This is a genomic window from Hallella sp. (assembly GCF_037460745.1).
GTDB classification, from domain to species: Bacteria; Bacteroidota; Bacteroidia; order Bacteroidales; family Bacteroidaceae; genus Prevotella; species Prevotella faecis.
The window spans coordinates 1-14,569 of record NZ_JAXVAE010000165.1 but is presented as its reverse complement, the minus strand read 5'-3'; the positions used below and the strand labels follow the sequence as shown (position 1 = coordinate 14,569).

Genomic DNA, 14,569 nt, shown 5'->3' with positions numbered 1-14,569 from the left:
AAATATCAAATATATAACTATAGTTAAGCGATTAATATCGCATCACTAGTAATTAGGAATGGATCATTACTCTTTCTTTCCGAAGGCCGGATCGATCTTGATAAACGCCGTAACGGCAAACGTAACGATGCAGAACAGCATCACGGCGATGAAGAAATGCTGGTAGCCCAACAGGTCCTTCAGCCATCCGCTGGCCATGCCCGGCAACATCAGTCCGAGGAACGAGATGGCCGTGCAGAGCGCATAGTGCGACGTCTTATACTTGCCTTGCGAGTAATAGAGCATGTAAAGGGTGAGCGCGGTGAAGCCCAAGCCATAGCCAAACTGCTCCACAAAGAGGCAAGAACTGATGAACACGAGGTTGGTGGGCAACGCGTAACTCATGTAAACATAAACAGCATCGGGCAAGGTGATGGCGCAAACAAATGGCCATAGCCAACGCTTCAGACCGTCGCGCGAGGCCAACCATCCTCCCACGATGCCGCCCAACAGCAGTCCTGCAAGGCCCACGGTGCCGTTGGCAATGCCAAACTCGATGGGCGAGAGCCCCAGTCCACCCTCCGAGGCGGGACGTTGCAGGAACGTGGCGCACATCTTGGTGAGCATGGCCTCGGGCAGGCGATAGAACAAGAGGAACAGCAAGACGAACACAAACGACCGCCATGGCACCTTGGTGACGAAGGTGACGAGCGTATCCTTCAATCCTTGCAGCACCTCGTGGGCGTTCGATGGGCGCTCAGCGTCGGCCTTGGCATGGGGCAGGATGTAGCCGTGCCACAACCAAAGCATGATGAAGAGAGCCGCCAGTCCATAGAAAATGAGGCTCCACGTAAACGCCTTGTTGTCGCTCCAGTAGCGTTGCAACACACCCGCCAAGGCGATGAGCACACCCTGTCCGAAGATGACGGCGATGCGGTAGAACGTGTTGCGTATGCCCACAAACAGGCTCTGCTGGTGCTCGTCGAGCTCAAGCATGTAATAGCCATCGGCCGCCACATCGTGGGTGGCGCTGAGGAAGGCCATGAGGAAGAAGCAGCACATGGTGCCCTGGAACCAGAAGGGCGTGTTGAGCGTAAAGGCAACGCCCGCCAACGAGGCGCCCATCAGCAGTTGCATGATGATTACCCACCAGCGCTTGGTGCGATAGAGGTCGACAAACGGACTCCAAATGAACTTGAGCACCCACGGCAACTGCAACCATCCGGTGTAGATGCCAATCTCGGTGTCGCTCATTCCCAGTTGCATATACATGGTCACGGAGACCACCATCACCAGCACATTGGGCAGTCCCTCGGCAAAGTAGACCGTAGGGATCCATGCCCATGGCGAAACGTTGCGCTCATTCATCATGCTTGGTTCTTGCGGTTCTTGGCAATGCGGGCCATCAGTTCCCACGTGCGCATGCGATCCTTGTAAACGTTGTTGCGGTTCTCCTTCTCGGTGCTCAGGTCGCCATCTGAGTTGTCGTCCCATCTGCGGCAGTTGTAGATGGGGTCGTAGAGACGACCAATCATGTAATCGCGACTGATGGCCAGGCCCAAGGCATAGTCCTCACCATAGTTGGTGTTGGGCAGGTTGATCTCGCGCAGCACCGGCGTATAGAACGAGCGCGGGGCACCCAGGCCATTGATGCGCAAGGCGTTGTTGCGACCGTTCTCGGGTGTCCACTCCTTATGGGCTATGACGCCCGGGGGCAACACGTTGAGGTGGATGTCGGTGAGCGTGTAGGCGCCGATGAGCATGGCACATTGCTGCTCATGGAAGGCGTCGACAATCTTTTGCAGCGTGTTCTCGTCGGCATACACATCGTCGGAGTCGAGTTGGGCAACGAATCGGCCGCAGCGAGGGTCGTGGGCCGCGAGGTTCCAACTGCCACCCACCCCCAGGTCGCGACGGTCGGTCACGATGTGGACGATACGCTCGTCGGCGCGAGCCATCTCCTCCACCAGTTCGGTGGTGCCGTCGGTGGAATGGCACTCGGGACCATTCTCCACCACAAACACATTGTAGGCGAAGGAGGTCTTCTGGTTGAGCGCACTCGTCAGGGCGTCCTTGATGGTGCGTATGCGGTTTCTCACGGGAATCATGATGCTGGCCTCCACGGGGAACGCTCCCTCGTCGACACGCATGGGCTTGTAGGCACCCGGCGCGAGGTATGCGCCCACGGCCTTGAGATGCTCGGTGCAAGCCTGCTCCATCTCTACCTGCGACTGGCGGTTCTTCGGGTCGACATAATCGAAGAGGCGTTCGCCCGTCTTGCGCGTGTCGAGCTCCACCTCCGAATAGAGATATTCGTTGACGTGAACAAGCGACTGCGCCTCCGACAACTTCAGGCGGAGGTCGTAGAAGCCAGCGGCCTGGTAATTGGCGGTGATGCGCTGGGCGGCCTCCTGCAAGGCGGTGGTCTTCAGGAGCACCACGCTACCGAAGTTGAAATCGTCGCGCAGACTGCCCTGTTGGTAATCGATGGTGGGCGCCTCCAATCGGCGACCGTCGGCCGTCAGCTTATAGTGGTCGGCGTAGAGCATGCCGGCACCTGTCATCTCGGCCACGTTCACCATGCGCTCCAGCGCCAGGTAACCCAATTGGATGAACTGGCGGTTCAGGTAAACGAGCGAGTAGGGGGCCTTGGCCTTGGCGGCGATGGCCTTCCATGTGGCGCTCTCGGTCATGGAAGAAGAAAGGAAATTCACTTCGTTCACAATGTCCTGTTGCAGGCATTGCTGGTTGCGCTCATTTTCCTCTTGCGTGCTGCAAGGCAGGAAACAGTCTATCAGATGGTGCATAAGAATCAATTCTGTTTTTCAGGTTGTGTTATTTTTATACCATGCAAAAGTACACAAAATAATCGATAACCCTAATTCATCCACCACATTTTTACTCCTCTTCGCGTATTTCCTTCTGTCACGCATCACCTAAAAGGCCAACGAATAGACCCCGTCGGTATTCCTTAATAATAGGTGTAGAGACGAAATAAAGCGGAAACGAAGGCCGAATCTCGTTTTTTTCCATTAAATTTGCATCATGAACCCAATGGGTAGCCCTCAGGGCTGACCTAAACCTGCGATGGCGATCGTGGGAAGACCCCATTGGAACTGAAACTCATCTACAAGCAAACAACATTCAGATGGATATGAAAACATCATTTTTGTTATTGGCACTTGCCCTGTCGGCTGCGGCCTCGGCACAGACCGACGTGACAGCGAGCTATGTCAACAACCCCTCGTTTGAGGCCGACAACACAGCGACGCTGACGGTTGTCAACAACAACGCCGACGGACTGCGTGGCTACAAGGCGAACGCTCCCTCGGGTTGGACCGTAACCAACTCCAGCGCGATGGGCGCCTCGCTCATCGTAACCCCGGCCTGCTACACCGACAACAACTTCGGTAAGGTAACCACCGTGGCCGACGGCAACCAAGCCTTCTACATGCGTATGGGATGGGCCACCAATGCCACCACGCTCAAGCAAACGTTGGCGAACCTACCGGCCGGAACCTATAAGTTGACCGCCAACGTGCGCTCCGCCTACGCCAACGCCGCCGCCTCATCGATGCGTCTGTTCGCCGAGGGCAAGGGCACGTCGCTCACCTTCACCAAGGGCGAGGCCTCATGCTTCGCCACCATGCCCTGGGAGGAAATGGGCGTGACGTTCACCACCACTGCCGAGGGCAATGTAAGCATCGGCCTGCAGGTCGATTGGCTGTCGGGTGGCAGTTGCTTCATGATCGACAACTTCCGCCTGACGCGTCTGCCTGAGGGCTACGTCGACCCGACAGAGAAAGTAGACTCGGTGAAGAGCATCACCGAGGGCGTCATCACCGCCGACTTTGTGGACGAGGCCACGATGAAGGGCGACCTCCTGCAGATGCTCGGTCGTTTCGCCAAATACCTGAAAAACGATTTCCAAGACTGCGCCGCACCCAACAGCGTGGGCGAGGCGTGCGGATGCTTCAAGAGCAACTCCACCATGCAGGCCAACGAGGATGGTGTGCGGTCGAACGCCGACCTGGGCATGATTGCCGCCTTCCTGGTGAAATATGGCAAGGACAAGGTGACGCTGCCCGAGGGGGTGACGTGGACCGACCTGCAAGATATGGCGCGCAAGAGCCTCGTCTTCGCCTATTCAACCCATAAGGCCAACCGCCTGAAGGTGTGCGCAGGCAACAACTATTGGGGCTCCACCAGCACCTCCGACAACGTGTGGGAGAGTTCGCTATGGGCCATGTCGGTGGCCTATTCGGCCTTCTTCCAGTGGGACGAGCTCACCGATGCGCAGAAGGGCTACGTCAAGGCGTTGCTAAAGGCCGAGTGCAACTACGAGTTGGGACGCACCATCCCCACCGGCTACGCTGGCGACACGAAGGCCGAGGAGAATGGTTGGGAGGCCGATGTGCTGGCCGCCACACTTGGCTTGTTCCCCAACGACGAGTTGGCTCCCAAGTGGTTCGCACGTCTGCGCGAGTTTGCCATCAACAGCTATAGCCACCGCAACGACGCCAATAACCACACGGTGGTCGACCCCGACTACGACAACGCCACCGTGGCCGACCTCTACAAGGGCCAGAATCTCTACGACGACTACACGTTGCAGAACCACAACTATTTCCACACCTCCTACCAGAACGTGGTCATCCAGGAGTTGGGCGAGGCCGCATTGGCCCTGAAACTCTTCCAAAACACGCTCCACGGAACGGAGAAATGGAAGACCAACGCCTTGATGCACAACAACGACGCGGTGCAGAAAGAGGTGCTCAACTGGTTGGCCCTGGCCGATGGCGAGCTGGCCATGCCCAACGGCAACGACTGGAGCCTGTTCCTCTACGACCAGATTACGAGCTATACCACCAACGCCTGCTTCCTGCGCGACGCCGACGCCCTGATGCTCGAGAACCTCGCTTACAAGATGATCAAGGCACGCCAGCAAACCACCGACGACGGCTCATGGCTGCTCCGCTCCGACATTGGCGCCCGCCGCATGGGTGTGGAGGCCCACCGTGTGATGATGACCTGGCTGATGCACGAGGCCAACACCACGGCAGACCTGACGCCCAGCACGTTCGACAATTTTCGTGAGCGTTACGGCGCAGCGAAGATTTTACCCGCACAGAACATTGTGAGAGGCTATACCCGCGACCGTTTCACCACCTTCTCGTGGGCGCCGGGCATCACCAGTTACACAGGTTACATCGCCGCCAACTCGGTCGACAAGAACAAGATCATCGTTCCCTTCAAGGCCAACAACACGGGCAACTTCCTCGGTTGGTACACCGTGAACGGCAAGAAGACCAACGCCACACCCGTGGTGAACGGCATCTACCAACTCGACGGTGAGGCGTGGACGATGAATGGCGAGATCTCCACCAACGAGACTACGCTCGACAACCGTTTCGCCATTTATTCCACACCGGGCAATGCCGTCATCTATCTCGACTATGTGACCGGACTGGCCAATGGCACCATCACACGCGAGCAAGGTGGACTGATGGCCATCAGCACCGATACGCTGACGCGCACACGCCGCACCCTCTACACCGAAGAGGGCGTGAAGCAGCTCGACGGCTCCCAACTGACCACCTTCGAGACCAACTGGGTGAACATCGACAACGCCTTGGGCATTGTGGCTCCCAACAACAAGAAGATGGCGTTTGGCGACCGCGCCAACAACAATTCGGTGCTCACGTCGAAGATTTACCCTGCCTACGACACGCAAAGCCGTGCGTTCGAGAACGGCACAGTGGTCGATCGTCGTAACATTGTGTATTACAGCAATGTGGACGCCACCACCACACGCAGCATGAACGCTGGCCTGGTGGCCTTGCGCGACCTGCTGCCCGAGGGATGGAACGGCGTGATCGCAGCCGATCCCGACTCGGTTCGCTACCTGCTGATGAGCAATTTCTGCAGCGTGCAAAAGGCTACGCTCAAGGGCGTTGGCACCTCGCTTGGCGCTCCGGTGTTCCCCGTGGCCACCAAGATCCAAGGCGGTGAGGTGGCCGAGGCTACCTTTGTGGCCGAGCAAAACAACAGCGTGGCTTGCCCCATACGATTCTTTGTGACGGGCAGCGATGTCACCGCCAAGCAGGATTCCACCGCAAAGGCCATCTTTATCCGCAACAACAAGGGCGCAAAACAAACCGTAACGGTGAGGGCTGCCCATGAGGGCAAGGTGGTTGAGAAGGCTGTCGCCGTGAAAGGCGATGTGAAAGTAAGTCTCGTTGAGGGCGAACTGGTGGTGGAAAACATCCCTTTTCCCGAAGCGGTCGGCGACACGCTCATCGACGGATACGCTGACGTAACCGACCGCTATCTGGCAAATGCCAACTTCGAGCAAGACGAGACCTATGGCGCACGAAGCAAGAATGTCACGGCGAGCGGTGTGACCTACGCCGACTGTTACACCAATGTGGTGTCGGCAATTAGCAGCAAATGGCCCAACGTGTTGCCCGTGAAGGGATGGGCCTCAGCCACCAAGCTCAACGCCGGCAGTAAGTTCTGCCGCATGTACTCGATGCCATTCAGCCAGACGCTCTATTGCGTCAGTCCCTCGTCGGTGGGCAACTATGCCGCCCGCACAGCCCAACCCGTGGCCGATGACAGTTGCGGCGTGCGCTGCCTGACGGTGCTCAACTCATGGGATTCGGGCGCCAACGCCATTACGCAGACCATCACGCTGCCTGCCGGAAGCTATCGCCTGTTGCTCGACATGAAGTATGAGTGTGCCAACCAAACGGGCAACGACGGTCGCACGATCACCACAAGCGGCGGCAACAACAACACCAGTCTGACGGGTGTGGTGGTCAACGGTGAAAAGCGATATGCCTATCCGAAGGTGGCCAACACATGGACCGTGATGCCCTTCGACATCGACCTCGACGAACCCGCTGAGGTTGTGGTCAGCGTGGGCTATCAGAGCGACAAGTCGGTAGGTGCAGCTAACAACACCTTACTGTATGTGGACCATGTGCGATTGCTCGAAAAGGTAACCGATGGCATAGCCAATGTGGTACGCGTGGATGTGCGCCCCAACGCCGATGTCATCTACAACCTGATGGGGCAGCGCATCAATCGTCCACAGCATGGCTTTTATATAAAAGGTGGAAAGAAATTTGTGAGCCATCCGTAACGCTGACAAGAGTAGTAGAGAATCAATAACAGCCTACTGTTTCTCCTATTTCGTCTAATGGCCCATTGGGGTTAAAATGATAGCTGCAATAGCCAAAGGCCCTTCTTTGAAATGGAATAATCCATGAAAAGAAGGGCCCTTGTTGTTTTTCCCGCATATTTATTTGTGGTTCTCAAAGAAAAATTATAATTTTGAAATCGTAAAATCTAGTAACAAAACACATCTATTTACCTATGGCTTTAAGTAAAAAGATCATTGAGTGCGTGCCCAACTTCAGTGAAGGACGCGACATGCAGAAAATCAATTCGATTGTTGATGCTGTGAAGAGCGTCAAGGAAGTTATGTTGCTCGACGTTGATCCGGGTGAGGCAACCAACCGTACGGTGGTGACCTTCGTCGGAGAACCCGACGCCGTTTGTGAGGCAGCCTTCCGCGCTGTGGCACAAGCCGCACGTGTCATCGACATGAGGGAGCACCACGGAGCACATCCACGTATGGGAGCCACCGACGTGTTGCCGTTGATTCCCGTGAGTGGCATGACCCTTGAGGAGTGCGCCGAACTCTCACGCCGCTTGGCTGAGCGCATAGCCAACGAACTGAAAGTGCCTTGCTACAGCTATGAGGCAGCCGCTTTCAAGCCTGAGCGCCGCAACCTCGCCGTGTGCCGTAAGGGTGAATACGAGGGTCTGGCAGAGCGTGTCAACAATCCCGCCGAGGCACCCGATTTCGGTGCTCGTCCCTGGGATGAGGAGTTGGCCAAGACGGGCGCCACGGCAGTGGGCGCTCGCGATTTCCTCATCGCTGTCAATTTTAACCTGAACACCACGTCGACCCGTAGGGCCAACGCCATCGCATTCGATGTTAGAGAGAAGGGCCGTCCAATGCGCGAGGGTGGCAAGCTGACCGGCAAGCCGCTGAAGGATGAGAACGGAAAAACCATCATGCAGCCCGGAACGCTTAAGGGCACGAAAGCAATCGGTTGGTTTATCGATGAGTATGGCATCGCCCAGGTGTCGATGAACATCACCAATATCAATGTGACGCCATTGCACAAGGCCTTCGACGAGGTGTGCCGCGCTGCAGCCGCACGCGGTGTGCGCGTCACAGGCACCGAAATTGTGGGACTGGTTCCCAAGCGTGTGCTGATCGAGGCCGGCACCTATTTCCTGGAGAAGCAGGAGCGCTCGGTAGGTATTCCAGAGGAAGACATTATCAAGATAGCCATCAAGTCGATGAGTCTCGACGACCTAAAGCCTTTCAACCCACGCGAGAAGGTCATCGAATACCTGTTGGAAGACGCCACGCCCGTGAAGCGTTTGGCCGACCTGACCGTGAAGGAATTCGTGGAAGAGACCTCTCGTGAGAGTCCCGCACCGGGCGGTGGAACCATCGCCGCTACCATGGGAGCGCTGGGCGCTGCCCTCGGTGCCATGGTGGCCAACCTCTCCGCACACAAGCGCGGATGGGATGATCGTTGGCAGGAGTTCAGCGTGAAGGCTGAAGAGGGCCAAAAGCTCATGAACAAGCTCATGCACCTCATCGACGAGGATACCGACGCCTTCAACGAGATCATGGCTGCCTTTGGCTTGCCTAAGGGCACCGACGAGGAGAAGGCCGCTCGCAAGAAGGCCATCCAGACGGCCACCCGTCATGCCGCTGAGGTGCCGTTGGAGACCGTGAAGTGCTCGTATGAGGTGTTCGATCTCTGTCGGGCCATGGCCCAGGAGGGCAACCCCGCAAGCGTTAGCGACGCTGGTGTGGGCGCTCTTGCTGCGCGTGCCGCCGTGCGAGGCGCTGCGTTGAACGTGCGAATCAACGCCGCTTCATTGGCCGACAAGGCCGTGGCCGAGGCGCTTATCAGCGAGGCAACTGACTACGAGGAGAAAGCTGAGCGCATGGAACAGGAGATTCTGGCCATCGTAAACGGCAAGATCGACGCCTAACACCCCTTCGTTCCACCTGCTTGCCCATGGGCGCAGGATTGAGAACGTACCACTATCCATCAAACTGAATGATAACAACAATGAGGGCGGATTATTGTGTCCGCCTTCTTCTAAACCACATTTTATATGACTCTCGAAGAATTTCAGGCCGACATTCGAGTCGGCATACCCGACACCTTGCCGGAATTGCAAGATTATGATTTTGCCATCAATCATGCACCCAAGCGCAAGGACATCCTAAAGCCAGAGGAGAAGCAACTGGCCCTGCGCAACGCATTGCGCTATTTCCCCAAGCATTTGCATGCCGACCTCGCTCCTGAGTTTGCTGAGGAGCTGCGCAAGTATGGTCGCATCTATATGTATCGCTATCGTCCCACGTATGAGATGAAGGCGCGCCCCATCAGCGAGTATCCCCATCGCTCTGAGCAGGCTGCTGCCATCATGCTGATGATCCAGAACAACCTGGATCCCAAGGTGGCGCAACATCCCCATGAGCTCATTGTCTACGGTGGCAATGGCGCCATCTTCCAAAACTGGGCGCAATACCGTTTGGTGATGAAATACCTCTCGGAGATGACCGATGAGCAGACACTTGTCATGTACTCGGGTCATCCCTTAGGTCTCTTTCCCTCACACAAGCGCGCTCCAAGGGTGGTGGTAACCAATGGAATGGTTATCCCCAACTACTCGAAACCCGACGACTGGGAGCGCATGAACGCCCTCGGCGTGAGTCAGTATGGCCAGATGACGGCCGGCTCTTACATGTATATCGGCCCACAGGGTATCGTTCACGGCACTACAATCACTGTGCTCAACGCCGCACGTCGAGTGATGCACGACCCGTCGCGCCACGCCACCAATCCCATCCCGCTGTTCGTCTCGAGCGGTCTGGGTGGCATGAGCGGTGCACAACCCAAGGCTGGCAACATTGCCCAGGTAGTGAGCATCGTGGCTGAAATCAACCCGAAGGCTGCGCAGAAGCGTTACGAGCAGGGGTGGGTCGACGAGATGCACTATGACCTCGACGAACTGATGAGTGCCACAAAACAGGCCATCGCCGACAAGCGTGTGGTGTCGATGGCTTACGTGGGCAATGTGGTCGACCTGTGGGAACGTCTCGCTGAGGAGAACATAGAGGTGAACTTGGGATCTGACCAGACATCGCTCCACAACCCATGGGCTGGTGGCTACTATCCCGTAGGCATGACGCTCGATGAGAGCAAGCGCATGATGGCAGCCGATCCAGAGGAGTTTAAGAAGCGTGTGGAGGAGTCGTTGCGTCGCCAGGTGGCAGCCGTCAACAAGCTGTCGGAGCGCGGCATGTACTTCTTCGATTACGGAAACGCTTTCCTCTTGCAGTCGAGCCGCGCAGGTGCCGACATCATGAAGGCCGACGGCACATTCAGATATCCATCGTATGTGCAGGATATCATGGGACCGATGTTCTTCGACTATGGTTTCGGTCCGTTCCGCTGGGTTTGCACCTCATGCGACCCCGCCGACCTGGCACTCACCGACCATCTCGCTCTCGAGGTGATGGAGGAGGAGCGCAAGAATGCTCCCGAGGACATTCAGCACCAGCTCGACGACAACATCCATTGGATTCGTGAGGCTGGCAAGAACCATCTTGTGGTGGGGTCGCAGGCACGCATTCTCTATGCCGACTGTGAAGGACGCACCAAGATTGCCTTGGCCTTTAACGAGGCTGTGCGCGACGGACGCCTGAAAGCGCCCGTGGTGTTGGGACGCGACCATCATGACGTGAGTGGTACCGACTCGCCCTTCCGCGAGACAAGCAACATCTACGATGGCTCACAGTTCTGCGCCGACATGGCTGTGCACAACGTTATTGGCGACTCCTTCCGTGGAGCCACATGGGTCAGCATCCACAACGGTGGTGGCGTAGGCTGGGGCGAGGTCATCAATGGTGGCTTCGGCATGGTAGTCGACGGAAGCGACGAGAGCAGCAACAACATCAAGGAGATGCTCTTCTGGGATGTTAACAACGGCATCGCACGTCGCTCATGGGCGCGCAACGAGGGGTCTATCGACGCCATCAAGCGCCAGATGGAGCAGACGCCCGACTTCCAGGTGACTCTTCCCAACTTTGTCGATGACGACATTATTAACCAAGCATTCTAATAACTAACACGACTATTATGGCAAACATTCATGAAATAAGCGCTGGACACCTTACGCTCGACAAGGTGTGGGAGATTCTGCGCGGCAACTATAAACTGAAACTGGGCGACGACTCGCGTAAGCGCATTGTGCGTTGCCGTGAGTATTTGGACAACAAGATTGCGACCTCGGAGACGCCAATCTATGGTGTGACCACGGGATTCGGATCACTTTATAATATCTCAATCGGTGAAGACCAACTCTCGCAGTTGCAAATCAACCTGATGATGAGCCACGCTTGTGGTATCGGCAACCGCGTTCCCAACGAGATTGTGAAGCTCATGATCTTGCTGAAGATTCAGTCGCTCTCTTACGGCTATTCGGCTTGTAAGCTCGATACCGTTGAACGCCTCATCGATTTCTTCAACAACGACATCTACCCAGTGGTTTACATGCAGGGTTCTGTGGGTGCTTCGGGCGACTTGGTGCCGCTGGCCCACCTCTGCTTGCCGCTCGTTGGTTTAGGCGAAGTGGAATATCAGGGCAAACTGATGAGTGGCGCTGAACTCATGCAGATGATGGGATGGGAGCCCATCAAACTGGCTTCGAAGGAGGGATTGGCACTGCTTAACGGTACCCAAAACATGGGTGCGTTCTGCTGCTGGAGCATCATCCAGGCAACAAAGCTCTCTAATTGGGCCGACTATATCGCCTCTATGTCGCTCGATGCTTACGATGGTCGCATCGAACCGTTCTATCATGCCGTCCATGCTGTGCGCCCCCATCAGGGCCAACTCGACACTGCCGAGCATATCTCACACATTCTCGAGGGTAGCGAACTCATTCGTCAAGCCAAGAAGCACGTGCAAGACCCATACTCGTTCCGTTGCATTCCGCAGGTGCACGGTGCCGTGAAAGACACCGTTCGCTATGTGCAGCAAGTAACGGATGTGGAGATCAACGCCACAACAGATAACCCGACAGTGGTGCCCGATGAAGACCTGATTATCTCAGCAGGCAACTTCCACGGCGAGCCTATCGCACTTCCGATGGACTTCCTGGCCATTGCCATGTCAGAATTGGCCAACATCTCTGAGCGGCGTACCTACAAGCTGGTGTCGGGTACACGTGGATTGCCCAGCTTCCTGGTGGCCAATCCTGGCGTGAACAGTGGCTTCATGATTCCCCAATACACCGCAGCCAGCATCGTAAGTCAGAGCAAGACACTCTGCATGCCGTCGTCGGCCGACAGCATCCCCACATCACAGGGACAGGAAGACCACGTCAGCATGGGCGCCAACGCTGGCACCAAGTTGTATAACGTCATTCTCAACACAGAGCGTGTGCTGGCCATCGAGCTCTTTAACGCTGCCCAAGCGTTGGAGTTCCGCCGTCCGCTGAAGTCATCGCCCATCGTGGAGAAACTCTTCGAGGACTACCGAAAGGTGGTGCCGTTCATCGACAAGGATACGGTGATGTACCCGTACATCGCCAAGTCGGTGGAGTTCCTGAGAACGGAGAAATTGCCATAACCCATTGCATTCATGCGAACACGAATCATCAACATCAAGACCCTTTACGGTCTTCGACCCTCCTCGTGTCTGCGCCTTTGTGGTGCCGACATGGGGAAAACCTACTCACTCGACAATGCGTGGCTAACGCTTCGCAATGGAACGGTGGAGGACTACGGCACCATGGACACGCTACCCGTAGACGAACACTGCATCGAGGTGGTCGATGCGCATGGCGGATTGGTGATGCCAGCGTTCTGCGACAGCCACACGCATATCGTCTATGCAGGCAGCCGTGAGCACGAGTGGGAAGACAAGGTGCGTGGACTCAGTTATGAGGAGGTGGCCAAACGAGGTGGTGGTATACTGAATTCGGCCGACCTGCTGCACCAAACCTCAGAATATGAGCTCTACGAACAAGCCATGGAACGCCTGCATGAGATCATGGATAAGGGCACGGGCTGCGTGGAGATCAAGAGTGGTTACGGTTTGAACACGGAGGACGAACTGAAGATGTTGCGCGTTATCCGCCGCATTGCCGAGGCTTCTCCCATCCGGGTGGTGAGCACTTTCTTGGGCGCTCACGCCGTGGCTCGCAATTATTTGGGCCGCCAGAACGAGTATGTCGACCTGGTCATCAATGAGATGTTGCCCGCTGTGGCAAGCGAGAAGTTGGCCGATTTCGTAGACGTGTTCTGCGACAAGGGGTTCTTCACGCCCGAGGAGACCGATCGCATGCTGAACGCTGCAGCCAAATATGGTATGAAACCGAAGGTGCATGTGGATGAGTTGGCCTCTGTTGGGGGCATGCAGGTCTGCATCAAAAACAAGGCCGTGTCGGTCGATCACTTGGAAAACATGAGTGCCAACGACATTCCTGCGCTCAAGGCCAGCGACACCATACCCACGCTGTTGCCGGGAACGTCGTTCTTCTCGAACATGCCTTATGGCAAAGGACGCGCCATGATCAACGCTGGATTGGCCGTGGCCATGGCCAGCGACTACAATCCGGGCTCAACGCCATCGGGCGACATGCGCTTCGTGATGTCTTTGGCGTGCATGAAGATGCGGCTCCTTCCCGAGGAGGCTTTGAACGCGGTGACAATCAATGGCGCAGCGGCCATGTGCCAATCGTCTACCCACGGAAGCATCCGTCGTGGTGAGCGACCTGGCATTATCATGACCAAGCCTGTTCCATCATTGGCATTTGTACCTTACGCCTACACCACGCCGTGGATCGCTCGCACATTCTTCTAAGAACAAATCCCCGATAACAATAAACCCCAAGAGGCCATCACAACCAATAATAAAAGGTGATTCCTCTTGGGGTTGATTCTTATTGAACGTTAGATATCTTAGTAGTGTTATCGTCCAATGAGGTGAACACGTGCCTTTGGGCTACGGAGCAGACAATGACAAAGGCTCAATAGGATGTGCATCTTCGTCATAAACATTCTTGGACAGGCAACATGACAAGAGGGGACAGAACCTTTTAACCCCAATCGGTCATTAGACCCCAAAAGGGGAAATGGTAGGATATTATAGTTTCTTTCCAACACTAGTCAGCGTTTCTTTCGGCATCTTGCTTCCATTCGCGTTTCGACATAGTCCGCTATACCTTCAACGCGCATGTCACAAACTGCTCTAAACAAACATTAACAAGAATTGAAATCTAATGACCGGTTTGGGGTTAAGTCATAAGGAAAGAATCGATACTGCGTGGAGTAGGGGCGTAAAGTCTTTCCCAACAGGCACGTATGATTATCGGAACCTATTACTCTCATGATCTCATTGGCCCAAACGTGAATATTCAATAAACCCAAATCGGTCATTAGAAAAAGTTTCTTGTCATTTTCTAATGACCGCCA

General features: G+C 55.8%; 7 protein-coding genes. 5 read left to right on the top strand and 2 right to left on the bottom strand.

The features are described from left to right. Positions 1-66: 66 nt before the first annotated feature. Together WKK33_RS11030 and WKK33_RS11025 are read right to left on the bottom strand one after the other, a co-directional pair. On the bottom strand, positions 67-1,347 hold the full coding sequence (locus WKK33_RS11030; protein WP_337933865.1) for an MFS transporter: 1,281 nt from the start codon (positions 1,345-1,347) through the stop codon (positions 67-69). Further along, the gene (locus tag WKK33_RS11025; RefSeq protein ID WP_337933864.1) at positions 1,347-2,786 is read right to left on the bottom strand and encodes a glycosyltransferase family 2 protein; all 1,440 of its coding nucleotides are present in this window, start codon (positions 2,784-2,786) and stop codon (positions 1,347-1,349) included. The genes WKK33_RS11030 and WKK33_RS11025 overlap by 1 nt, the downstream gene beginning before the upstream one ends. 347 nt (positions 2,787-3,133) lie before the next feature. On the opposite strand from WKK33_RS11025, the gene WKK33_RS11020 reads away from it, so the two are divergent. The 5 genes from WKK33_RS11020 (at position 3,134) to hutI (ending at position 13,958) form a co-directional block, all read left to right on the top strand. Further along, positions 3,134-7,126: a hypothetical protein gene (locus tag WKK33_RS11020; protein WP_337933863.1), complete on the top strand. Its 3,993-nt coding sequence runs from the start codon at positions 3,134-3,136 to the stop codon at positions 7,124-7,126. A 233-nt stretch (positions 7,127-7,359) separates the two neighbouring features. Continuing rightward, positions 7,360-9,069, top strand: a complete 1,710-nt coding sequence (gene ftcD, locus WKK33_RS11015) for a glutamate formimidoyltransferase (protein WP_337933862.1) — start codon at positions 7,360-7,362, stop codon at positions 9,067-9,069. Positions 9,070-9,195: 126 nt separating this feature from the next. Continuing rightward, complete coding sequence (locus WKK33_RS11010; protein WP_337933861.1) at positions 9,196-11,211, top strand: urocanate hydratase; 2,016 nt, start codon at positions 9,196-9,198, stop codon at positions 11,209-11,211. A 17-nt stretch (positions 11,212-11,228) separates the two neighbouring features. Next, a complete protein-coding gene (hutH, locus tag WKK33_RS11005) occupies positions 11,229-12,722 on the top strand; it encodes a histidine ammonia-lyase (RefSeq protein WP_215758893.1) in 1,494 nt (497 codons plus the stop codon). A 12-nt stretch (positions 12,723-12,734) separates the two neighbouring features. After that, positions 12,735-13,958, top strand: coding sequence for an imidazolonepropionase (gene hutI, locus WKK33_RS11000; protein ID WP_337933860.1), 1,224 nt, complete (start codon positions 12,735-12,737; stop codon positions 13,956-13,958). Positions 13,959-14,569: the final 611 nt, after the last annotated feature.

Coding starts and splice junctions, on each gene's coding strand:
- WKK33_RS11030 (WP_337933865.1), bottom strand. CDS start 1,347: ATGAATGAGCGCAACGTTTCGCCATGGGCATGGATCCCTACGGTCTAC.
- WKK33_RS11025 (WP_337933864.1), bottom strand. CDS start 2,786: ATGCACCATCTGATAGACTGTTTCCTGCCTTGCAGCACGCAAGAGGAA.
- WKK33_RS11020 (WP_337933863.1), top strand. CDS start 3,134: ATGAAAACATCATTTTTGTTATTGGCACTTGCCCTGTCGGCTGCGGCC.
- ftcD (WP_337933862.1), top strand. CDS start 7,360: ATGGCTTTAAGTAAAAAGATCATTGAGTGCGTGCCCAACTTCAGTGAA.
- WKK33_RS11010 (WP_337933861.1), top strand. CDS start 9,196: ATGACTCTCGAAGAATTTCAGGCCGACATTCGAGTCGGCATACCCGAC.
- hutH (WP_215758893.1), top strand. CDS start 11,229: ATGGCAAACATTCATGAAATAAGCGCTGGACACCTTACGCTCGACAAG.
- hutI (WP_337933860.1), top strand. CDS start 12,735: ATGCGAACACGAATCATCAACATCAAGACCCTTTACGGTCTTCGACCC.